21 protein-coding genes and 1 tRNA gene are annotated in these 22,221 nt (G+C 53.5%); 12 read left to right on the top strand and 10 right to left on the bottom strand.

Going from position 1 to position 22,221, the window contains the following annotated elements; translation table 11 throughout:
* Positions 1-32 precede the first annotated feature (32 nt).
* The 7 genes from pth to HZS80_RS11605 all read right to left on the bottom strand — a co-directional run bounded on the left by pth (position 33) and on the right by HZS80_RS11605 (position 5,987).
* Positions 33-620, bottom strand: coding sequence for an aminoacyl-tRNA hydrolase (gene pth, locus HZS80_RS11635; protein ID WP_179916166.1), 588 nt, complete (start codon positions 618-620; stop codon positions 33-35).
* Positions 621-775: 155 nt separating this feature from the next.
* On the bottom strand, positions 776-1,417 hold the full coding sequence (locus tag HZS80_RS11630; RefSeq protein ID WP_179916165.1) for a 50S ribosomal protein L25/general stress protein Ctc: 642 nt from the start codon (positions 1,415-1,417) through the stop codon (positions 776-778).
* A gap of 96 nt (positions 1,418-1,513) precedes the next feature.
* On the bottom strand, positions 1,514-2,455 hold the full coding sequence (locus HZS80_RS11625; RefSeq protein ID WP_009287569.1) for a ribose-phosphate pyrophosphokinase: 942 nt from the start codon (positions 2,453-2,455) through the stop codon (positions 1,514-1,516).
* Between the two features lie 57 nt (positions 2,456-2,512).
* Positions 2,513-2,587 (bottom strand) — tRNA-Gln (locus HZS80_RS11620).
* 52 nt (positions 2,588-2,639) lie between these two features.
* Entirely contained in the window at positions 2,640-3,494 is an 855-nt protein-coding gene (gene ispE / locus HZS80_RS11615; protein ID WP_179916164.1) for a 4-(cytidine 5'-diphospho)-2-C-methyl-D-erythritol kinase, read from the bottom strand.
* Positions 3,495-3,503: 9 nt separating this feature from the next.
* On the bottom strand, positions 3,504-4,151 hold the full coding sequence (gene lolB, locus HZS80_RS11610) for a lipoprotein insertase outer membrane protein LolB (RefSeq protein WP_179916163.1): 648 nt from the start codon (positions 4,149-4,151) through the stop codon (positions 3,504-3,506).
* Positions 4,152-4,223: 72 nt separating this feature from the next.
* Positions 4,224-5,987, bottom strand: coding sequence for a tetratricopeptide repeat protein (locus HZS80_RS11605; protein WP_246361953.1), 1,764 nt, complete (start codon positions 5,985-5,987; stop codon positions 4,224-4,226).
* A 330-nt stretch (positions 5,988-6,317) separates the two neighbouring features.
* On the opposite strand from HZS80_RS11605, the gene hemA reads away from it, so the two are divergent.
* The 5 genes from hemA (at position 6,318) to HZS80_RS11580 (ending at position 11,002) form a co-directional block, all read left to right on the top strand.
* Positions 6,318-7,631 (top strand): glutamyl-tRNA reductase, encoded by a 1,314-nt coding sequence (hemA, locus tag HZS80_RS11600; protein ID WP_035560125.1) that lies wholly within the window; start codon positions 6,318-6,320, stop codon positions 7,629-7,631.
* Entirely contained in the window at positions 7,628-8,716 is a 1,089-nt protein-coding gene (gene prfA, locus HZS80_RS11595; protein WP_035560128.1) for a peptide chain release factor 1, read from the top strand. The genes hemA and prfA overlap by 4 nt, the downstream gene beginning before the upstream one ends.
* A complete protein-coding gene (prmC, locus tag HZS80_RS11590) occupies positions 8,716-9,576 on the top strand; it encodes a peptide chain release factor N(5)-glutamine methyltransferase (RefSeq protein WP_179916162.1) in 861 nt (286 codons plus the stop codon). The genes prfA and prmC overlap by 1 nt, the downstream gene beginning before the upstream one ends.
* Before the next feature lie 165 nt (positions 9,577-9,741).
* Complete coding sequence (locus tag HZS80_RS11585; protein ID WP_035586613.1) at positions 9,742-10,242, top strand: Lrp/AsnC ligand binding domain-containing protein; 501 nt, start codon at positions 9,742-9,744, stop codon at positions 10,240-10,242.
* Positions 10,243-10,246: 4 nt separating this feature from the next.
* On the top strand, positions 10,247-11,002 hold the full coding sequence (locus HZS80_RS11580) for a HesA/MoeB/ThiF family protein (protein ID WP_179916161.1): 756 nt from the start codon (positions 10,247-10,249) through the stop codon (positions 11,000-11,002).
* A gap of 244 nt (positions 11,003-11,246) precedes the next feature.
* Here the strand turns inward: HZS80_RS11580 and HZS80_RS11575 are convergent, their stop codons facing one another.
* Together HZS80_RS11575 and HZS80_RS11570 are read right to left on the bottom strand one after the other, a co-directional pair.
* Positions 11,247-12,014 (bottom strand): class I SAM-dependent methyltransferase, encoded by a 768-nt coding sequence (locus HZS80_RS11575; RefSeq protein ID WP_179916160.1) that lies wholly within the window; start codon positions 12,012-12,014, stop codon positions 11,247-11,249.
* Between the two features lie 188 nt (positions 12,015-12,202).
* On the bottom strand, positions 12,203-14,632 hold the full coding sequence (locus HZS80_RS11570) for a membrane-bound PQQ-dependent dehydrogenase, glucose/quinate/shikimate family (protein WP_179916159.1): 2,430 nt from the start codon (positions 14,630-14,632) through the stop codon (positions 12,203-12,205).
* Between the two features lie 267 nt (positions 14,633-14,899).
* On the opposite strand from HZS80_RS11570, the gene HZS80_RS11565 reads away from it, so the two are divergent.
* The 7 genes from HZS80_RS11565 to HZS80_RS11535 all read left to right on the top strand — a co-directional run bounded on the left by HZS80_RS11565 (position 14,900) and on the right by HZS80_RS11535 (position 21,335).
* Positions 14,900-15,391, top strand: a complete 492-nt coding sequence (locus HZS80_RS11565) for a metallophosphoesterase family protein (protein WP_179916158.1) — start codon at positions 14,900-14,902, stop codon at positions 15,389-15,391.
* 143 nt (positions 15,392-15,534) lie between these two features.
* Entirely contained in the window at positions 15,535-16,338 is an 804-nt protein-coding gene (locus HZS80_RS11560) for an endonuclease/exonuclease/phosphatase family protein (RefSeq protein ID WP_179916157.1), read from the top strand.
* A complete protein-coding gene (clsB, locus tag HZS80_RS11555; protein ID WP_179916156.1) occupies positions 16,329-17,534 on the top strand; it encodes a cardiolipin synthase ClsB in 1,206 nt (401 codons plus the stop codon). Before HZS80_RS11560 ends, clsB begins: the two co-directional genes overlap by 10 nt.
* A 5-nt stretch (positions 17,535-17,539) precedes the next feature.
* Positions 17,540-18,520, top strand: coding sequence for a lysylphosphatidylglycerol synthase domain-containing protein (locus HZS80_RS11550; RefSeq protein ID WP_179916155.1), 981 nt, complete (start codon positions 17,540-17,542; stop codon positions 18,518-18,520).
* A gap of 169 nt (positions 18,521-18,689) precedes the next feature.
* On the top strand, positions 18,690-19,421 hold the full coding sequence (gene nfsA, locus HZS80_RS11545; RefSeq protein ID WP_035560145.1) for an oxygen-insensitive NADPH nitroreductase: 732 nt from the start codon (positions 18,690-18,692) through the stop codon (positions 19,419-19,421).
* Positions 19,422-19,563: 142 nt separating this feature from the next.
* A complete protein-coding gene (locus tag HZS80_RS11540; protein ID WP_035560148.1) occupies positions 19,564-20,529 on the top strand; it encodes a zinc-binding metallopeptidase family protein in 966 nt (321 codons plus the stop codon).
* Positions 20,530-20,675: 146 nt separating this feature from the next.
* Positions 20,676-21,335 carry a hypothetical protein gene (locus HZS80_RS11535; protein ID WP_179916154.1) on the top strand — a complete coding sequence of 220 codons (660 nt, stop codon included), beginning with the start codon at positions 20,676-20,678 and terminating at the stop codon, positions 21,333-21,335.
* A 49-nt stretch (positions 21,336-21,384) separates the two neighbouring features.
* On the opposite strand, the gene HZS80_RS11530 is transcribed toward HZS80_RS11535, so the two are convergent.
* Complete coding sequence (locus tag HZS80_RS11530) at positions 21,385-22,197, bottom strand: PEP-CTERM/exosortase system-associated acyltransferase (RefSeq protein ID WP_179916153.1); 813 nt, start codon at positions 22,195-22,197, stop codon at positions 21,385-21,387.
* Between the last annotated feature and the right edge of the window lie 24 nt (positions 22,198-22,221).

Here is a 22,221-nt window from a genome sequence, read left to right as displayed (position 1 = left end):
TACCGGCGTCACTAGCCAGCTTTCGACAGCGTTTATTCTGACTTAAGGCTGTGTAACTGGTTCATCGCTTTGGCCCAGTCTCCCGCTAGCGCTAATGGCAACGTGGTGATGCACTCATCAATGGCGCGAGTGATCGCTTCTTGTTCGGCCTTGCCGGGCCGCCCCAGTACATAGTTAGTGACCTGGCGTGCCTCGCCAGGGTGGCCAATCCCGATACGTAGCCGGTGAAACTGTTTTTGATCGCCTAGCGCGCTAATGATATCGCGTAGGCCATTATGGCCGCCGTGCCCACCGCCAGTTTTGTAGCGTGCCTGCCCTGGCGGAAGGTCAAGTTCATCGTGGGCGACCAACAAATTGTCGGGCGTCAGTTTGAAAAATTGGCTTAAGGCCGCTACTGCGGCACCACTGCGATTCATAAAGGTGGCGGGGTTGAGTAGGTGCAGCTCATGGTCGCCTAGGCGGACTTTGGCATAGTGGCCAAAAAACTTCTTTTCCGGGCGCAACTCTGCATGCGCGCTGCGCGCAATTGCATCGACCAACCAGAAGCCGGCGTTATGGCGAGTGGCGTCATACTCCGCGCCGGGGTTACCTAATCCAATAATGGCCTTTACCTGGCTCATATTCCCACCTCATACCCATTTCTAGGAGAAATTTTTGACACCGCGCCAGCGCCAGCCCTAAAAAAAATCAAGCGCCGAGGCGCTTGATTCTAACATCATGTCAGCATTACGAGAGCCATGCAGGCATGGCCCTCGGAAATGCTTAACGGGACTGCTTACTCGGCGCCGGAATCTTCTTCACCTTCGCCTTCACCGTCTTCATCTTCTTCAGTACGTACTTTTACTTTGGTGACGCTCAGTACTGCATTGTCGTGCTCTTCACCGTGGGACAGGTCAACAGAAGTGACGCCGGCCGGCAGGGTAAGGTCAGACAGGTGCAGCGTAGTGCCAAGCTCAACAGCAGCGATATCGACTTCAATGAAGTCAGGCAGATCTTTCGGCAAGCAGCTGATCGCAATTTCGTTGGCCAGTACGTGCAGTTCACCGCCTTGGTCTTTAATGCCTACACACGCTTCTTCGCCCGTCACATGCAGCGGCACGTTCATGGTGATTTCGTGGGTAGCATCAACGCGCAGAAAGTCGGCGTGCGTTAGCAACGGCTTGAACGGGTGACGCTGCAGGTCACGAACAACCACTTGCTCTTCTTTGCCTTCGATCATCAATTTGATGACCGAGGAGAAGAAGGACTCGTCTTCAATCGCTTTGTAGAAAGCAGTTTTTTCTACAGAGATAGACTGCGCGCCTTTTTCACCACCGTATACAACGGCAGGTACTTGCTGGTTCGCACGACGCAGGCGGCGGCTCGCACCTTTCCCCAGGTCGTTACGAACGCTGGCTTTCAGGATAAAATCAGACATGGAATTGCCTCTTAGTTTAAGTAAGGAAGACGCCACCGACCGCGACCAGACGCTGGCGTTTCCGTGGCCCCAAAAGGGGGCTATATCGTCAGGCGTTTAGTGGAACATCGCGCTGACAGATTCTTCGTTGCTGACCCGACGAATCGCTTCCGCGATAAGGCCGGCAACGCTCAACTGGCGAATTTTTCCGCTACGACGGGCAACGTCAGATAGCGGGATGGTGTCGGTCACCACCACTTCATCCAGGACGGAGTTGGTAATATTATCGACCGCTGGGCCGGACAGAATCGGGTGCGTTGCATAAGCCACTACGCGCTTGGCGCCGTGATCTTTGAGCGCCTCACCGGCTTTACATAGCGTGCCTGCGGTGTCGATCATATCGTCGACCACGACGCAGGTGCGGCCTTCAATCTCACCAATAATGTGCATCACCTGGGCTTGATTAGCCTGGGGGCGACGCTTGTCGATAATGGCGAGATCGGCATTTAACTGTTTGGCGATGGCCCGGGCACGAACAACGCCGCCAACGTCAGGCGAGACCACAACAAGGTCACTGTAATTCTGGCGCTCGATGTCATCTAGCAGGATGGGCGAGCCGTAGACGTTGTCGACCGGAACATCAAAGAAGCCCTGGATCTGATCAGCGTGTAGATCCATGGTCATTACCCGGTCAACGCCTGCTTTGACCATCATGTCGGCAACCACTTTGGCGGAAATAGGTACACGTGCCGAACGCACACGGCGATCCTGGCGTGCATAGCCAAAGTAGGGCAAAACGGCGGTGATACGAGTTGCCGAGGCGCGACGCAGTGCGTCGACCATCAGGATCAACTCCATCAGATTGTCGTTGGTCGGTGCACAGGTGGATTGCAGGATGAAAACATCCTTACCGCGCACGTTCTCATTGATCTCGACTGCGATTTCGCCGTCGCTGAATTGACCCACCGTAGCATTACCCATACGGCTGTCTAAGCTCTCGGCAATTTTTTGAGCGAGTGCGGGATTAGCATTCCCGGCGAAAACCATCAATTTTGACACGCGCAGCCACCTTTGCAGTGTTGGGGATCAGGGGAAAAACGCAGGCCATTGTTGGGTTGGCTGGGGTACCAGGATTCGAACCTGGGAATGCCGATACCAAAAACCGGTGCCTTACCACTTGGCGATACCCCAGCAATAACCTAACGCGCTGACCGGGCGCTTTTAACTGCCCAGAGCTGGACTACTATAAATAGCCCAGAGCATCATGTAGGGGAGAGGTGTTGAGTCCGCGTGCTACCCATGTCGGCCAACGTTGACCCGCTAATTGCGCGATTGCCTGTGCTGCTTGCTGCGTCTCAAAAGCAGCAAACAAACAAGCGCCCGTGCCGGTCAACCGACTAGGTGCGTACTGTGCGAGCCAATCAAGGGCTTCCGCAATTGGCGGATAGCGTTCCTTTACGACGGCTTCACAGTCGTTGCGCCACTCCGGCGCTCCCCCCTGCAGTGCGCGCGCCATAGTAATGGGGCGGCTGTCACGTGTCAATTGGGGGTCTTGGAAGACGTCAAGTGTAGACACACTTATGCCGGGATGAATAATGGCGAACCAAGGGGTATCCAGTGTCACCGCGGTAAGCTGCTCGCCCACCCCCTCAGCCCAGGCACTATGGCCGTGCACAAAGACTGGCACGTCGGCCCCCAGCTGCAGCCCTAAGCGTGCTAATTCGTCTAACGACAGATGAAGCTGCCAGAGGTGATTGAGCCCCACTAGCGTGGTGGCCGCGTTGGAACTGCCGCCACCTAAGCCGCCGCCCATGGGCAACTGTTTTTGTATGGAAAGGGTCGCCCCTAGTCGAGTGCCGCTGTGGCGCTGCAATAAACGGGCGGCACGCACAATCAGATTGTCATCGTGGTTTACGCCGCTGACCTCATGGGGTAGATGGATCTCTCCATCATCGCGGGCAGCCAGCATAAGGTGATCATTAAGGTCGATAAACTGAAAAAGCGTTTGCAGTGTGTGGTAGCCGTCTTCACGACGGCCCACGATATGCAGCATGCGGTTAAGCTTGGCCGGGGCGGGTAAGGTAAGTTTCGCATTCATTTAAACGGTTTACTCGTCGCTGGCTTGCCACTGATTAACGACCAGCGTGATACGTACATCGTCGTAGTTCATGATTAACCGGCGCGGCAGCCACATGCCTTCAAACTGTTCCCAGTCGCGGTAGTCAATTTCCCAACCGTTTTGTGTCAAGTGGCTGGGGAAGCCGAGTTCATCGGTTTCCATCTGATAGTTGTCATTTTCGCCGGGTAGGCCGCGTACCCAGTCAGGCATGGCGCTAACAGGTAGGGACCAGCCAAGCTGCTCTTCCATTAAGGCTTCCGGCGTTTCTGCTTCAAAGCGTCCGTCACTATTGGAGAGCGAGAAGCGACCTTCACGACCCTCAAGCACATTGCGCCCGCCACCAAACGGTCCGCTGATCAGCATGCGGAAATAGTAAGGGGTCTGATTCCAGTCCAGGTTAGCGCTGACGTTCTCTTGCGAGGTACGCAAGCCCGCTTTGCCCACTAGAGTCCAGGTGTCAAATGCCTCTACCTCAGCCTGCTGCCGCTCCCACTGGCCTGCTTGTCGGCCACTTTCATCTACCGGGCCTTGCGAAGCGCACCCAGCAAGGAGTAAGAGAGTAAGACCCACAATCCATAGCCGCGGGGAAGGAAGTGCAACGGGTGAGCGTAAAGGAAGGGACGTCAGTGTCGGCATAAACAGGCTCCATGTTAGGTGATGACGGCGCAAGAGTAGCATGATCGGTGCGCTTAATCGGTTGGTGTAGCGTTAGGGTGTCGCTTGGGGTGTTAGTTCAGGATAGCGCTTAAGCAAATCGTCAATCTGCGGATGCAGGTTGGTTCGCTGCATAATCTGCTCGATCAGACGGCGCGCCTCTTCTTCACGGCCTAGTGCCTGCAAGACCTCGGCTAAATGGGCAGCGACTTCTTGATCGGGTATCTGTGTATAGGCGCTTTCAAGCCAGGGAAGCGCTTCTTCTGGCTGCCCAAGGCGGAAATAGACCCAGCCCATGCTATCGAGTACGGCGGGGTTGTCTGGGTCGGCTTCGTAGGCGCGCTCAATCAGTTCAAACGCCTCTTGTAGGCGCCCAGGCAGGTTGAGATCGGCCAGCGTGTAACCCAGCGCATTGAGCGCTTCGGCATTGTCAGGGTCGGTGCGCAGCACTTGACGTAAATCAGCCTCCATTCCCGCAATGTCGCCAGCTTCCCAGCGGCGCATAGCGCGCATATAAAGTAGTGAAGCATCATCCGGTGTGCGGGTGATTTCACGGTCTAATAGCGCATTGGCCTCTTCGGTCTGATTGGTTTCGTCCAACAACTGAACTTCGAGCATCACCAACTCGGTAAAGTAGCTGTCAAAACGCATCCGTTCGATGCGCAGAAAAGCACGGGCATCAAGCAGGCGGCCTTCTTCAATCAACATTTTCGCCGCAGCCGCGCGAGCGGGCACAAATTCATCCCCCTCGTTGACTTGGCGGTAATAAAGTAGCGCGTTGTCGGTATCGCCTTGGGCCTGGATAATCGCCCCGAGCAGGTAATAGGCTAGATTCGGCACCTCTGGCTGGCCAATCAGCGGCTGCAGCAGGCGTTGGGCGGGTTCGGGGTGCCCCTCTTCCAGATACAGCTGTGCCAGCGATAAACGTAGATCCTGGTTACCGCCATGACTCTCCAGCAGTGCGTTAGTTTGCGTCTCGGCCGCACTGATGTTGTTGAGGCGAATCTCTGCCTGGGCCAGTAGCAAAATAAATCGCACATCGTCAGGCGCGAGTTCCAAGCCCTGTTGTGCCGCCCGCTGAGCAGCCGAGTAGTCTTCTGTCTCTAGCGCAAGGCGTGCTCTTGCTAACCATAACGCCGCTGATTCAGGGTCCAACAGCGCGACTTGATCAAGCCGCCGCTGGGCAACGGCGGTGTCGCCAAGGGCGGCTTCAATCAATGCTGTGCCCAGCAGTACATCGCTGTGATGTTCTAACTGGTCAGCGTTGGGCTGGGCTAAATGCTCTCGCAGTTGCTGGGCGATCAGCGTCAATGGCGCCTCTTCAGCCACCGCGATCTCTGCAAAGGCGGTGACATCGCCGTGACCGCCAGCTTCAACAATAGCAATGCGCTGTTCAAGGCTGTCGAGCCAATCGCCGCGCTGTAGCGAAAAAGCCGCCAACAGGCGATTGGGTGCTTCTGCCTGGGGGGCAAGTTCTCGCCAGCGAAGCGCGGAAGCTTCTATTAATGAGGCTTCATTGCCAAAGCGGGCTGCGAAGGTGGCACGTTCGGCAAGCGCTGGCTCGCGATAGCGATTAGCCGCTTCTAGGTAGCCCTGGCTTGCGTAACGGTAGTCGCCACGCTGGCCAGCAAGCTCGGCGCCGAGCAGCGTGCTTAGCCCAGCGGCATCCAAGCCACGGGTGATCGGCGGCGCATTGCGCATCGGATCGTCGGCCCAAGTGCCGAGGGGGCCGTCTTGTGGGCTAGGCGTAGATTGGCAGCCGCTCAGCAGCAGAGCAGCAGAGGCAGCCACGGGTAGTAGTATCGAATGCCGTAACATAGAGCTCACTAATGAGAAGCCTGAACAGGTAGAGCCCATTAATACAGGGCCCGATAATGAAAAGCGAGGTCGCATGCGTCTCTCGATTAAGTGGCCGAATGCTCAGCATAGCGGCTTGCCTGCCTGCGGCAAAGTGGTGTGGGCCAGATGATAGCCTGCTGTGATAGAATGTTCCTCCTTGAAAAAGTGGTCAGCAATCTTTATGCCTATTTTATAGGCAGCGCTTGAACCACACCAAAGACTTGTTTGAGCAAGCCCTAATTGACGGTGCGGCCGCTTTAAGACCGGCGGTCGGCGAAAGTCCGACACACTAGCGAAGACGCATAACGCATGACGCTTCTTGCCTTGGGAATAAATCATCGTACCGCCAGCGTGGCCGTGCGTGAGCAGGTGGCTTTTTCGCCCGCGCAGCTTGACACTGCGTTGGCTGAATTACGCAATCTGCCACAAATTAGTGAAGCGGCGGTGCTATCGACCTGCAACCGCACGGAGCTTTACTGCGTCACGGATGCGGCTGGCGAGCAGGCGGTACTCAATTGGCTCGGGCGCTTTCATAACTTACGCGTCGATGAGCTGACCCGCTGTGCCTACCACTATCTAGACAACGATGCGGCGCGCCATTTAATGCGCGTAGCGGTTGGCCTGGATTCCATGGTGTTGGGCGAGCCGCAGATTCTGGGCCAGTTGAAAGATGCCTATCAACAGGCGCGTGAGTCGAAAGGGTTGGGCGGTGAGCTTGAACGCCTCTTCCAGCACACCTTTGCGGTGGCCAAACAGGTACGTACTGAAACCGGTATTGGCAAAAACCCTGTCTCAGTGGCCTACGCGGCGGTCAGTATGGCCAGCCGCATTTTTGATGATTTTAGCCGTTCACGTGCGTTACTTATTGGCGCTGGTGAAACCATCGAACTGGTCGCTCGGCATTTACACGAAGCCGGTGTTCGCCAGCTTACTGTTGCCAACCGCACCCGCGAACGTGCGGAGCTCGTGGCAGGCCCCTTGGGGGGTACGGCGATTACCCTGCAAGAAATTCCTGAAGCCCTTGAACATGCCGATATCGTCATCTCTTCCACCGCGGCCCCGCTGCCTATCCTCGGTAAAGGGATGGTGGAGCGGGCGCTCAAGAAGCGTCGTCATCGGCCGGTATTTATGGTCGATATCGCCGTGCCGCGTGATATCGAACCCGAAGTGGGCGAGTTGGCCGATGTATTCCTCTATACCGTCGACGATCTGGAAGAGGTGATTCAAGAGAATCGCCGCCATCGCCAAGTCGCCGCCGATCAAGCCGAGTCGTTGATTGAACACGGGGTGGGCAGTTGGCAGCATGAGCGACGCATTCGCAACGGCGGAGAGTTGATTCGCGACTATCGTCAGCATGGCGAGGCGCTGCGTGATCTTTCACGCGATCAAGCGTTAGAGCGGCTGGCGCGCGGTGAAGACCCTGCTAAAGTCATTGAGCGCTTGGCGCATCAATTGACCAATCGCCTGTTGCACCAGCCGACTCAAGCCATACGTGATGCCGCATCAGAAGAGCACCACGAGTTGCTGAATGCCGCGCCGCGCCTGCTGTTGCCCATAAAACCAGCCTTTGAAACCACGCCAGCGCCCCCGGTTAAACGCCAGAAGGATGATACGCCCGCATGAAAGAGACTTTGCGCCAACGCTTAGACAGCTTTACAGAACGCTTTGAAGAGCTGGCGATGCTGCTGTCTGATCCTGAAGTGATCAATAACCAGCAGCGCTTTCGCGACTACTCACGAGAATACTCCGAGTTAGAGGAGCTGGTGGCCGCGTGGCAGCGCTATCGTGACATTGAAACCAATATGCATGAAGCCGAGCAGCTTAGCCGCGACAGCGACGCTGACATGCGCGAATTGGCGGAGATGGAACTGAGCGAAGGGCGTGAGCGGTTAGAAGAATTAGATATTGAGCTTAAGCGTCTGCTGGTGCCGAAAGACCCTGACGATGGGCGTGGGGTGTTTTTAGAAGTACGCGCAGGAACCGGCGGCGACGAGGCTGCTATCTTTGCCGGTGATCTGTTCCGCATGTATTCGCGTTATGCGGAAAAGCGCGGTTGGCGGGTCGAAATCGTCAGCGCCAGCCACGGTGAGCAGGGCGGTTACAAAGAAATCATCTCCCGGGTGAAGGGCGATGGTGTTTACGCCCAGCTAAAATTTGAATCTGGCGCCCACCGGGTTCAGCGCGTACCGGCGACCGAATCTCAGGGCCGTATTCACACCTCTGCTTGCACCGTGGCGGTGATGCCAGAAGTCGAAGACGTTGGCGATATCGATATTAACCCTTCGGATCTGCGCGTGGACACCTACCGCTCCAGCGGTGCCGGTGGTCAGCACGTTAACACCACGGACTCTGCGATCCGCATTACTCACCTGCCTACCGGTGTGGTGGTGGAATGCCAGGAAGAGCGCAGCCAGCATAAAAACCGTGCCAAAGCGATGTCGCTGCTGGCAGCCAAGCTCAAACGCAATGCGGTAGATTCCCAGCGTCAGGAGCAAGCCGATGCCCGCCGCTCGCTGGTGGGCTCGGGGGATCGCAGCGAACGCATCCGCACCTACAACTTCCCGCAAGGTCGCATCACCGATCACCGTATTAACTTGACCCTGTATAAACTGAATGAAGTGGTCAGTGGCGAGCAGTTGGACGATGTGATTAATCCGCTGATTCACGAGTATCAAGCGGAACAGCTTTCAGCCCTTCAGGATGTCTAATGTCGCTTGATGCGCTGTTGAAACAGGCGGCACAAAGGTTACAGGCGGCGGGGTCTACCTCGCCGCGTGTTGATGCTGAAGTACTGATGTGCCATGTGCTTGAGCGGGATCGTACCTGGCTTTACACCTGGGGCGATAAAATGTGTTCCTCCCAGGAGCATTCGCGCTTCGATGCACTCATTGACGCACGTGTCCAGGGCACACCAGTGGCCTACCTAACCGGCGCGCGTGAATTCTGGGGGCTGCGCTTAGCGACCTCTCCCAATACGTTAATTCCCCGTCCCGATACTGAAACGTTAGTTGAGCTTGCACTTAGTCGAGCAACTTTGCCCACTGGCCGTCTGCTTGACCTTGGAACCGGCACTGGCGCCATTGCGCTGGCGTTTGCCAGTGAGCAGCCCGATTGGCAAGTGCTAGGCGTCGATGTGCGCGATGAGGCGGTCGAGCTGGCAGAAAACAACGCGAAAGCCTTGGGTATTACCAACGCTCATTTTCTGTTGAGTGATTGGTTTAGCGCGCTGGAAAGCGATGCTGAGGCCGGTACGCTTTTCGATATTATCGTTAGCAACCCGCCTTATATTGCTGCCGATGACCCTCACCTTGCCGAAGGCGATGTGCGTTTTGAGCCTCGCTCTGCGCTGGTTGCAAACGCTGATGGCATGGCGGATTTGTTGCACTTGGTGCAGTCTGCTCGGCACTATTTGACAGCGTCCGGCTGGCTGCTGCTTGAACACGGTTATACACAGGCGGAAAAGGTACGCATGGCACTGAGCAGTGCTGGCTATCAGAACGTTGAAAGTGTGCGTGACCTGGGAGGGCATGAACGGGTTACCCTAGGGCGTCTAATAACAGCCACTTAAACTCAACGGGTTAAAACGACAGCGCTAACATCAACAACCGCTGCAAATCCTCAAGCGCTGATGTTGAGAGGCTATTTTAATAACTAACTGATTGATTAGAATTTGTATATAAATGGTCTGATCACTCAGCGCCATTTAGTACAACCTTTAGCAAGAGACTCTGGCATGAAACCTAAAAATAGAACGCTGGACCGTATCGATCTTAAAATCCTGCGCTGTTTGCAGGACAATGCGCGTATTTCATATGTTGATTTGGCCTCGGAAGTAGGGTTATCCACAACCCCTTGTCTTGAGCGGGTCAAACGCTTGGAGAAGGCTGGCATTATTCGCGGCTATCAGGCAATTCTCGATCCGCGTGCCTTGAAGGCCAATTTATTAGTCTTTGTCGAAATCAGTTTAGAAACACAATCGCCCGCCGTATTTGATGAATTCCGCCGCGCGGTCGAGAAACTACCCCAGATTCAAGAGTGTCATTTAGTATCAGGTCAGTTCGACTACATTTTAAAGTGCCGTATTCCCGAAATGTCGGCCTATCGCCAACTGTTGGGCGATGTGGTGTTAACGCTTCCTGGGGTGAAAGAGTCAAAAAGTTATGTGGTGATGGAAGAGGTGAAAGAGAGTTTCAATTTACACATCCCCGCCTTCGAGGAATTTGAGGATAAATAAGCCGATGATGGATGATCAGGCACTGTTGCGCTATAGCCGTCAAATCATGCTGCCCGAAGTGGATATCGAGGGCCAAGAGCGCCTGCTATCTGCTCACGCCGTGATTATTGGGGCAGGTGGCTTAGGCTCGCCAGCGGCGCTTTATTTAGCGGCTGCTGGGGTAGGGCGGATCACCATCGCGGATGCCGATCACGTCGAACTTTCTAATCTTCAACGCCAAATTGCCCATCAGCAGGCAAGCGTAGGAGTAAATAAAGCCCAATCCGCCCAGGCCAGCATGCAAGCGCTTAATCCGTACTGTGACATCGTGGCGATAGACCAGCATGTAGAAGGCGCAGCGCTTGAGCGCTTAGTGGCTTCAGCGGACGTGGTACTGGATTGTACCGACCGTTTTTCAAGCCGTTATGCCGTCAATGCGGCGTCACAAAAGGCCGGAGTTCCATTGATTTCCGGCGCAGCCATTCGTTTTTCAGGCCAGCTGGCCGTCTTTGACCCTCGCAATGTCGAGTGCCCTTGCTACGCTTGCTTATATCCACCCGATGACAGTGGTGACGAAGCTCTTAGTTGCGCAGAGAGTGGAGTCATGGCGCCACTGGTAGGCTTGATCGGCAGCTTTCAAGCGATTGAAGCCTTCAAACTACTAAGCGGCGCAGGCACTACTCACCAGGGGCTGTCCACTTTTGACGGTTTAAGCGGACAATGGCGGCATTTTCAAGTTCGCCGTGATCCCGCTTGTAGCGTATGTGCCCAGTACCGTTAGGCATGCAGATAACAACAAGGCTCCTATCACCCGTTTATGTTTCAGTTTGATCGTGCTGGACAGCTTGGCTCTTAGTAGCGGCAGGTTTGTCGGGAGTTGATTTTTTAGGGGGCACCGTCAGTACTGCTCAGAGGTGAGGACTTTTTAGCGCTGACTGAACTATCAATAGCAGTACTTTTTAATTTCTCGTTGTCAGGTTTCATATCGATATTGGCGGCTTTTTTATTTAGAAGCTTGTCAGTTTTTATGCCCGGGCTGAAACGCGCAGGCGTACATAATCGGCTGTCCAGTTTCCTTGCGCATCCCGTAGGCTGTGGCCTAAAAGCGTTAAGGTATTTTCCAGCACGGCCTCTCGCACATCTTCATCAAGCCCATGTAAAAACGGGCTGGCAAACGTTTCAAGCCATCCAGTCATGCCCGTAGGCAAGGGCGTGGGGCGAGGAATCAGCTCAATGCTTTCTACTTTGAAACCTACGGTTTCCAGTATATGGCCGTACTCATGTGTGGTAGGAAAGTACCAGGGATGGCGCCCGCGCGCGCTAATGCCGCGGAACTGCAAGGCTGCAATCAGGGCGGTGCAAATAGCGGCTACATTGCCATGGCCACCAAACTCAGCCACAAACCGGCCCCCTGGCTTCAACGCCCGCTTAACGCCTGCCAAAACAGTCTGAGGGTCAAGCATCCAGTGCAGTGCGGCGTTGCTAAACACGGCGTCAAACTCGTGATCAAAGGGCAACTGATGGCCATCGACCACGCGTGCGGTAACGCCGCGCTCGCGTGCCGCATTTACCATATCTTCTGAAGCATCTACGCCCAGCACATCGGCGCCTAGCTGGACGAGGCCCTCAGTCAGCGAACCGTCGCCACAGCCAAGATCCAAAATACGCTCGCCGGGTTGGGGTGACAATAACTTGACCACTTCGCTGCCTAGCTTGGAGACAAAGTTAGCATTTTGGGCGTAGACGCTAGCATTCCACTCTTGCCCGGGTGCATTTTGAGGGGTATTGGTCATATCAGGCTTCCTGACGTCATTATTATTCCATCAACTAAGCATAATTATAGTATAACCGATTATTAAGTAACTCATTAGTTGCTAACAAAAGTAATTTATTGCCAGGTAAAGCAGTTATTAACCAACGACTGCTAACTAACTCTGCCCACTCCTCAGGATGACAGGGAAAACGGTTATTTAATCTTTTATTACTCCGGAAGCGCATAGGCAACCACGCTATCCCCCAGTGTGGTTTGGGCTTGGAAAGAGCCGCCTGCTGCGATGACTACGTACTGGCGCCCCTCGTGCATATAGGTCATAGGAGTAGCCTGCCCGCCAGCGGGGAGGCGTTGCTCCCAAACCATTCTCCCATTCGCGCTATCAAAGCCTCGTAGGTAGTCATCCATGGTTGCACCGATGAACGTCATGCCGCCACGGGTTGCTACAGGACCCCCGCTGGTAGGTGCACCCACCGTCATTTTTAAGCGCGAAGGTATACCGAATGGACCTTGATCAACACTGGTGCCCAGAGGCCTGGACCAGACTATTTCACCACTATTGAGGTCGGTGGCACTAATAAACCCCCAGGGAGGTGCAGTACAGGGCATATCGATTGGAGAGAGCCAAGCTCCACGCTCAGCTGCTACCGGAGCACCGCGCATAGGTTGTGCTTGCTGGTCTATATAGCTGGCGTCCTGATCACCAATCGGGGCAATATTTTCCATCTCGTCGGCTTCATCTCGCGGGTAGAGCACAACACGCGAAGGCATACGATTGTTGTTGACGATCATAAGGTTGCGCCCATCATCGAAGGAGGCGCTGCCCCAATTAATACCTCCTAGAATGCCTGGGAACTGAAGCATTCCCCCGCCATCAAGGGTAGGTGGGGTAAACATCCCTTCGTAGCGCATACGTTGATATTGGATGCGACAGTAGAGGTGGTCGACCGGTGTGGCCCCCCATGTGTGTGCCCCGGTTAAATGCTCAACCGGCTGACCTGGAAGCGAGCCGAAACTCGGCATGCCCGGTGAAAAATGCTGCACCTCAGAGGTCCAGTCACCTTCGATGGTGCCCTGGGGAACCGGTCGTTCTTCAACTGGAGAAAGCGGCTCTCCAGTGGCTCGGTCGAAGACAAAGACCTGACCGTACTTGGTAGCTTGAACCACAGCTTGGCGCGCATCGTCTGATGTGGGGTAATCAATCAATGCGGGCTGAGCGCCAAGATCGTAGTCCCACAGGTCATGTATAACGGTGGTGAATTTCCATTCGACTTCGCCCGTTTGTGCATCCACGGCAACTAGGGTGGAGGTGAACTCATCTTCTGCTGGCTGGCGATCCCCACCAAACTGGTCGTTGGTAGAATTGCCAGTAGGAAGATAAACCAGCCCTAGGTCCTCATCAGCAGAAATTGCTGACCAAACATTAGGTGTGCCGCGTGGGTAGACTTCGCCTTCATCTGGTTGCTGGTCCGGCGTTGTCCACACGGAATCCCAGGTCCAACGCCGCTCGCCAGTAACAGCATCGTAGGCACGCACGGCACCGGACGGACCGTCGCGGCGCTGATTATCGGTGACCTGATGGCCGACCACCACCACGTCGTTGACTACCGTGGGGCCTGAAGTATTGGAAAGGTATCCAGGGGCTTGGGGGTCCATATGTTCGTAAAGATCGACCGTGCCCTGTTCGCCGAAATCATTACAAGGCGTGCCCTCCTCAGCATCCAAAGCCATTAAACGTCCATCCATAGTGCCCATTAAAATACGGTGGGCGCACTGATCTATCTCCTCTGAAGCTTCGTAGTAGGCTAGCGAACGACAGGCAGCCGAGAATACGTGCTCCAGCGCTTCACGTTCCACTTGAGGATCGAAATGCCATTGCTGCTCGCCAGTAGAGGGGTCTAAGGCAAATATCTGATTGCTTTGGGTGCATACGTAGATACTACCGTTGACCTTAAGGGGGGTGTTTTGAAAGGCATAGGGAGTAGCATCACTATGCGGTTCATCACCCGTATTGAACTCCCATGCTTTTTCCAACTGAGAGGCATTCGCGGGGGTGATTTGGGCAGCGGGTGAAAATCGCTGAGCTGAATTGGTCCCGCCGTAAGCGACCCAGTCGGTGGAATCTGGCGTATCTGTGGGGGAGGTGTTGGTCACGTCTGCCGTGGTGCCGCTGGTCTGAGTATGGGTACCCAGCAGTAACAGACCCAACGCTGCGGCGAACCCCGCCAAGACGATAACGCCTAGATAGCGAATGCTGGCGGGAGGGTATCGACCCAAACGCCGATACATGGCGGGTAGTAGCAAGAGCGCCATAATCATTAATGCTAGGAGAACTCCCACTCGCGCCATCAAGTCCACCTGCCATATCGGCATCCATCCTTTACCGGCAATTTCCCACAGCGACCATGCGAATGTGACCGCGACGGTCGCCACGTAGAGCCAAACGCCCCAGGGAGAGTCGCGGCAAATCAACACGGCTGAAAACAGGATGGCGATACCGGCCAAGAGGAAATAAGGCGAACCCCCGAGGTAAAGCAGGTAGCCACCGCCGATAACCAAGGGCAGACTCAGTAAAAACAGTACGACAGCGAGGGCGAAGAGTGCCCAGCCAGCGAATCTTCGTCGTTGAGGAGCGTCCATGGCAAGTACCTTTGTCTAAATTTACTGGCTCGTTGGTAACTTAAACTGAGGAATTAAGCGCCCTTTAAACGTAGATAAACGTCGGCAGGTTATCCAGTGAATTGAAAGTACGATGTGTAGTTTTGGCTTTGACTGTAAGAGAGTTAACTTACATTAAATTGTGGGGTCAGCTATAGAAAATCAAGTCTGTTGACTCTAACCATTGCATTTTTTGCTGCTTCATTGACATATACCATACTGCTATTTTGATAACGGCTGAGGTTGTTAATGAGCTCACCTATACCGCGTTATAGTATTGACTCCCCAATAGGAGTGATTGCAGATACTCACGGACTATTGCGTGATGAAGCCGTGGAATTGCTGGAAGGGTGCGAGCTAATACTGCACTTGGGAGACGTGGGCAACAAAGAAGAGGACAAAGCGATCTTGGAACACCTGGAAGCTCTGGCGCCGGTTCACTGCGTGCAGGGCAATATCGACACGGCAACATGGGCGGGGAGCTTGCCGGTGCATCAGGACATTATGGTCAATGACCATCATCTGCACCTTGTTCATCGTTTAGCGGATTTTGACCTATCGACCCCATGCGATGCCGTTCTGCACGGCCATTCTCATAAACCTCGCAACGAAACCCAGTCAGGAAAGTTGCTCTTTAATCCAGGTGCGGCGGGAAAGCGTCGGTTTAAGCTTCCCATTACGTTAGGCAAATTATGGGTTGATCAACGCGGTATACGCGGGGCGATAATACATTTGTTGTAATTTGTTCTGTCGCGTTGCTCTCCAGCGATTGCCATTGGCGCCAAGAAGAGGCCGGTAAAAGGCAAGACCAAGGCTCTCCTGCTACGCTTTTCCTTGATGGGTTGCCCTATGGGCCATGTCATGGAGCAGAAGGGGAGTGTTCGGTGAGCGCCAAGGAACAGTCTGCAGCTAAGGAGTCTGCAACAAAACAGTCACGCCTTATTACGCCTGTCGCGTCGTTACAGGTCATGACGCTCAATGTGCACAAGGGATTCAATGTATTTAATCGACGTCATATTCTGCCGGAACTACGTGAGGCGGTAACGACCCTATCTGCAGACTTGGTCTTTCTTCAGGAAGTGATAGGCGAGCACCGAAAACATGCAGTTCGCTTTCATGATTGGCCCAGCGTGCCCCAGTACGAATACCTCGCTGACACGTTATGGCCAGACTTTGCCTATGGTCGTAACGCTGTTTACCCAAATGGCGATCATGGCAACGCGCTGTTATCCCACTACCCGATACTGCAGTACGACAATAAGGATGTCTCCATTCAGGACACCGAAAAACGTGGCCTGCTGCATTGCCAACTGGATGTGCCTGGCCACAGTGGAGTACATGCCGTTTGCGTTCATCTCGGGCTACGTCAGGGGCATCGCCTAGCGCAAATGAAGCTACTGTGTGAACTGCTCGACACCCTACCGGATAACGAGCCGGTTATTGTGGCGGGAGACTTCAATGACTGGCGGCGTCAGGCAGACCATGTGCTGGCGGAATGTGGGCTGTTTGAAGCATTCGTGCGCCATTATGGTCACCCAGCGAAGTCGTTTCCGGCGCGCTGGCCGCTGCTGCGCCTTGATCGTATCTATGTGCGTAACGTTTCAGTGCGTAACCCCCGCGCATTGTCTCGAAAGCCCTGGACTCACCTGTCTGATCACGTACCACTCATTGCCGAGATATGCTTGTGAATTTCCAATGGACGGAAAGTAACGAAGCCGAATTATTAATCAATGGAAGTCAGTATTTTAATAGCGTATTTGACTGCATTCGTTCGGCTCGCGAAGAAGTATTGATTGAAACCTTCATCATTTTCAACGATGAAGTGGGGCGGGAGCTAAAGGAGGCCCTACTTGACGCTGCCGCTAGGCAAGTACGTATAGACGTCACGGTAGACGGCTATGGGACGGCGGATCTGGACAACGACTATATAACAGAGCTGACAGACGCTGGTATTCACCTGCATGTTTATGACCCCAAACCGCGCTTGTTCGGTATGCGTACTAACCTGTTTCGCCGTCTTCACCGTAAGATTGTCGTGGTGGATGGCGATGTGGCTTTTATCGGCGGTATTAACTTCGGCGCCGATCACCTGCCCGATAAATATGCCATGGGTAAGCAAGATTATGGCTTACGGGTGCGAGGACCGATTGTAAAGGACATTCGTGATGCTGCTGGAGCGCTACTGGTAGAGCATCAGGCGGTACAGGAACTGCCGCAGATTCGGGCGTTGCCTCCCCGCACTGGCAGCGCCGCTATAAGGCTGGCCATTCGTGATAACAGCCTTCATCGTAATGATATCGAAGAGCATTATCTCCAAGCATTTCGTTCGGCGCAGTCACATCTAGTCATTGCCAATGCCTACTTCTTTCCCAGTTATCGTCTCTTTCATGAATTGCAAAACGCGGCGCGACGGGGCGTTAACGTCACGCTGATCTTGCAGGGCCGCCCCGATATGCCCTGGGCTAGAATGTTCTCCAGCTCGCTTTACAGCTATATGTTGCAGCAGGGCATCAGTATTTTCGAGTATACCGAGCATCCTTTACACGGAAAGATCGCGATCGTTGATCATGAATGGTCAACGGTGGGATCAAGCAATCTCGATCCACTCAGCCTGTCACTGAACCTGGAAGCCAATCTGTTCGTTCGCGACGCTGGGCTCAACCAACAGATCCATAAACACCTATCTGAGCTTATTGAGAGCAGTTGTAAGAGGATAACAACCGAAGCCGCGGAAAAAGGTCGTTGGTGGCGGGCGCCGCTTATGTTCGTGAGTTTTCATTTCCTGCGTCATTTTCCTAAGCGAATGGGATGGTTACCCGCTCATGTGGCTCGAATGGAAACGTTGGCGCCTAGGTCGCGGAAGCCCAAGCGTGCACAGGAGTGAGCCGGATGCAGTCAAACAGCAAAAAAGCGAGCGCTAAACTGCGCAGTGCCTGGGGTCGTTGGCTGAAGCACGGCGTCACTTTGCTGCTCTTTATGGTGGTCGCGATCTTGTTATTTTCACTGGTCCAGAACATGGACTGGCAGGCCGTCATCGAAACGCTGCGCGGCTATAGTCCCGCCCTGGTCATGATGGGGCTGGGCATTACTGCCGCAAGCTTTGCCGTCTTCAGCAGTTACGATCTGCTGGGCAAGTTTTATACCGGCCATGAGTTGCCGATTAAGCAGGTGCTGCCGTTAGCCTTCGTATGCTACGCCTTTAACCTCAATCTGGGCGCCTGGGTTGGCGGCATTGCCTTGCGCTATCGGCTATACACAAAGTTTGGCCTTAAAGTGGCGACCGTGACGCGTGTGCTGAGTGTGAGCTTAACCACCAATTGGCTGGGCTATATGCTGCTTGCCGGAACGCTATTTACGCTTAGGCTGATTGAGTTGCCTGAGCACTGGCAAGTTGGCACGCTAGGGTTGCAGCTCATTGGGGCGGGGTTATTGCTTGTTTGCCTTTTCTATCTGTCAGCGTGTCGTTATTCACGGCGGCGCACCTGGCAATGGCGGGGTCATGAAATCGTTCTCCCTTCGCTACGACTAGCTCTGCTTCAGATGTTGCTGGGCGCGGTTAATTGGTCCTTGATGGCCGCGCTTGTCTACCTACTGCTACCCCAGGGCGTTTTCTATCCTACTATCCTCGGGATTCTTCTTGTCAGCAGTATTGCGGGTGTGGTAACCCATATTCCCGCAGGCCTGGGTGTGCTTGAAGCTGTGTTCATCGCTTTGTTGCAACATCAAGTGTCCACGAGCGAGATTATCGCTGCTTTGATCGGCTATCGTGCGCTCTATTTTTTGTTCCCGCTGGGGCTGGCGTGCATGGTGTATCTACTGCTGGAGCGCTGGAGCAAAAAACAACAAAGAGAATCGGAGCCACGGCACTAAAAAGAGGACACTTAAAAGATAGCCATGGTTCACCCACCGGCAGAAGAGCGATTGGCATTCGATGCTGGCAGAAGCTGGTGAGGCTTCGGCATAGCCGATAGGATAAGGTAGTTATGCTAGGTGGTTCTAGCGCTTACTAGCGACAGCCAATATGCCAAGACGAGGTACCATGAACGACGTTATTGAGTTACTTAAATCCCACCGTTCGATCCGTAAATTCAGCGACCGCCAGATCCCACGGGAGTTGCTAATTGAGCTTATCCAGGCCGGACAAGGCGCTGCTACGTCCAGCCATGTTCAGGCATATACCGTTATCCATGTTAAAAATCAGGCTAATCGCGAACAGATTGCGGAACTGGCGGGAGGGCAAGGATACATCGCTACCTGTGCCGACTTTTTGGTGTTTTGCGCCGATATGAAACGGCCTACTGAGGCATCTGAGCAGACTGGTGCGAACGTAGTGCGCGGCATGACTGAACAACTGTTAGTGGCGACGGTAGATACGGCGCTGATGGCGCAAAACGTTGCAGTGGCGGCTGAATCTGAAGGGCTGGGTATCTGTTATATCGGCGGCATACGTAATAATCCCCAAGCAATTAGTGATCTATTACGCCTACCTGAGCATGTTTATCCCGTGTTTGGTATGTGTCTTGGCTACCCAGAGCATGATCCTGAAGTGAAACCGCGCCTACCAGTGGAAGCGATTCTTAAAGAAGACTACTACACTGAAGACGGTGAGCAGGTGAAACGTTTTGATGCCACCATGCAGGCTTACTACCAAGCCCGTAGCAGCAGTAATAAAGATACCGATTGGTCACATAATCTTATGCCACTTTTCGATACCAAACTGCGCCCACATATGCGTGATTTCTTGATCAAGCGTGGTTTTGAAATGAAATAGCATTGAAATGAAATGGCTTTGAAATGAACAGTATTGCAACGAAGAAATAAGCGCAGCACACTTTTTATTAGGATTTTGGAGAAGAGAAAGCTCAACGGTTTATTTGATGATCTCTTTTCCTCGTTTTCAGGAGCTCCACCGCATGCGCGTATTTGCTAACCCCGTCGGCTCCGGCTCTCTTTGGTTCGACAATCTTACGACGGCTGACGGTGTCCCCGTCGCCTATGATCCCCAGGCCCGGGCTTTTGTGCCTATGCCGCCGTTCTGTATTAATCGAGACATCATCGGCTGTAATTGGATAGCCCCCGAACAGGGCGCTTTTTGCCGCTCTTGTGCGATGACTGCGCTGGCGCCCGACCCCAGTCTTCCTAACGCGATTCCGAACTGGGCCCAAACTGAAGCGGCGAAGCGCTGGGTGCTGGATAACCTGGGCCGCTGGCACTGGTTCCGTCCCGAAGACCCAGGCGCGCCGCCGGTTTTTCATCTTCTAGCGGAAGGCAAAAAGCCCGTGCCCATGGGGCACATTGAAGGTGTCGTCACCATCAGCGTGGCCGAGGTAGATCCTGTTCTGGTGACAACGCGGCGTGAGGCGTTAGAAGAGCCTTATCGCACCATGATTGGCCACATGCGCCATGAAATATCGCACATGCTTTGGTGGCGGCTTAGCTTGCGTGAAGATTTTCTTGCCGCTTTCCGGGAAATGTTTGGTGACGAGCGCCAGGATTACACCGCCGCGCTCCAGCACCACTATCAAAACGGACCGCCCCCCGATTGGAAAGAGCGTTATTTAACCACTTACGCATCTGCACACCCTCATGAGGATTGGGCCGAGACGGCTGCTCACTTGCTGCATTTAACCGATATTGCCGATAGCTTTGCAGCATCCGATCTCTCTTCACCAGAGCTGCCCAGTCATCAGTGGGAGCCTTATGCGGAGCCAGATGCTGATCGCTTGATTTACGTGGCAGCGGCGCTCACCGTGGGCGTTAATCATGTTAACCGCTCTATGGGCTTGCCGGACCTCTATCCTTTTGTGCTTTCTGAAAACGCTCGTCGCAAGCTGGCATTTGTTCATGATTGGCTGCGTCGGGGCGCCCAGGGGCTTTAATGCAAATTTAAATTAAACCATTGGCGTGGCGTGTAGAAGTCACAACATTGCCTATACTGCATAAAGTATGACGGGAACCATCGCCGATAAAAACAAAGGCCGGTACACCACTCATGACACCGGCCATTAAGCATGGAGATTGACTGATGAATCTAGACCGCGCTTACCGCCTATTAGCAGCTTTCTACACAGTGATGCTTATCATCGGTGTCATCGCCTTATTAGCAGGTGGCGGGACACTGCTCTCTCCCGTGTATTTGCTGGTGGGCGCATTAGCCGTGATTGGGCTGTGGGGGTATACCCTGAAGCGGCGGTTTATGAACCCGCGTATGTGGAGGCCGTTGGCGGGCGTACTAGCGGTGGGTATTGTGCTTCAGTTAGTTGTAATGCTCACCACACCGCTATCGAGCGTTTTATTAACCTGGATGCTTACCAGCAGTATTTTTTCCGTCATGTTGGTAATTATGCTTTACCACTACGGGGATCGCGATCAACCTCTATGGGCGACTGAAGAAGAACACACGGCTGCCCAGCAGCTTGATGCCCTACTAACGAGTAATTCTTCCCTAACCGCTGTTACCAGTGATGGTGCTCGAGAAAATAGCGTTAAAGTGACAAAATCTAACAGCGGCTATCAAGCAAGCGTGACGCGGCGTTCGCAAGAAGGTCAAGAGCGCTTTGTAGAGCGCTTTAGATATCCCGAAACGCTAGTATTTTTCTTGGAGAAATTTACCAGCGTTACGGTTAATGATTTTAAGCGTTCGAACGCTTTAGATGATCGTGGGAGCTTAACCGCCGAAGCCTAGACGCTGTGCGCCGAAGCCTAGGTTCTATGTTTATAATAGGCATTTTTATTTACATGGTAAGAGAAATGCTGGTTTCTTGGGCCAGCATTTCTTCTAACTGAGGGGCGAGAGTTTGTTGTATGTGCAAATATAAGGGTAGCAACGTTTTCTTTAAACCACTTTCTGCTTTTTGCTTATCTATATAGTAGGCGCTTCTTCTACCATGAAAGTTAATAGTTTCTCCTACTTTAGTGAAGTGAAACCCTGTTAGCGCGAGAAGCCGAGGCAGGCTAGGTTCCATCATGGCAAAAACCTGTATTTTACCTAGCTGCTTTCCTAACGAATAACCTGTAATGAATAGCCCGCTTGCCAGTAATGGAAATAGCTGCTTTTCCTCTACGGAAAAACAGGTAGTAGCGCTTGTGTTTGCTAAAATGTCTTTTTCTTTTGCTTTTGCTCTGAATAGAGGATTAACGGCAAGGCGAGAAATCTCATAGTAACTATTTATAGCCAGCTTTTCGGGATGGAATTCCGGATGAGTTAGGCTTTGGCTACCATACGTCTGTAAAGGAAGCTGGTTTAGCGGCTGAGGGCTAGAAGGCTTTGGAATGACGACTCGCACACATCCGGCCACTAAGCCGGTTCTGCGATGTTCAATCAAGCAATGAATAGAGTTTTGATCATGGATATCATATTCGAGCTTGTTGTAAGGGTCGGTCGGTTCTTCATATTGCAGCTCTTCGCAGTAAACGTCATGCCTTAAACGGTAAACTTTATGCTTTTCCTGCTCAGTGATACACAGTTTAAATTTAAAATCTTGAATAAACCTTTCCAATAATGCTGAAGGTGCTTCCCTGTTTTTTGCTATACGAGGTGATGACATCACGCGCTATCCTTTTAGTCAAAG

It is taken from the genome of Vreelandella glaciei (genome assembly GCF_013415125.1).
GTDB classification, from domain to species: Bacteria; Pseudomonadota; Gammaproteobacteria; order Pseudomonadales; family Halomonadaceae; genus Vreelandella; species Vreelandella glaciei.
The sequence above is the reverse complement of the archived record's forward strand: the minus strand, read 5'-3'. Positions and strand labels throughout refer to the sequence as shown.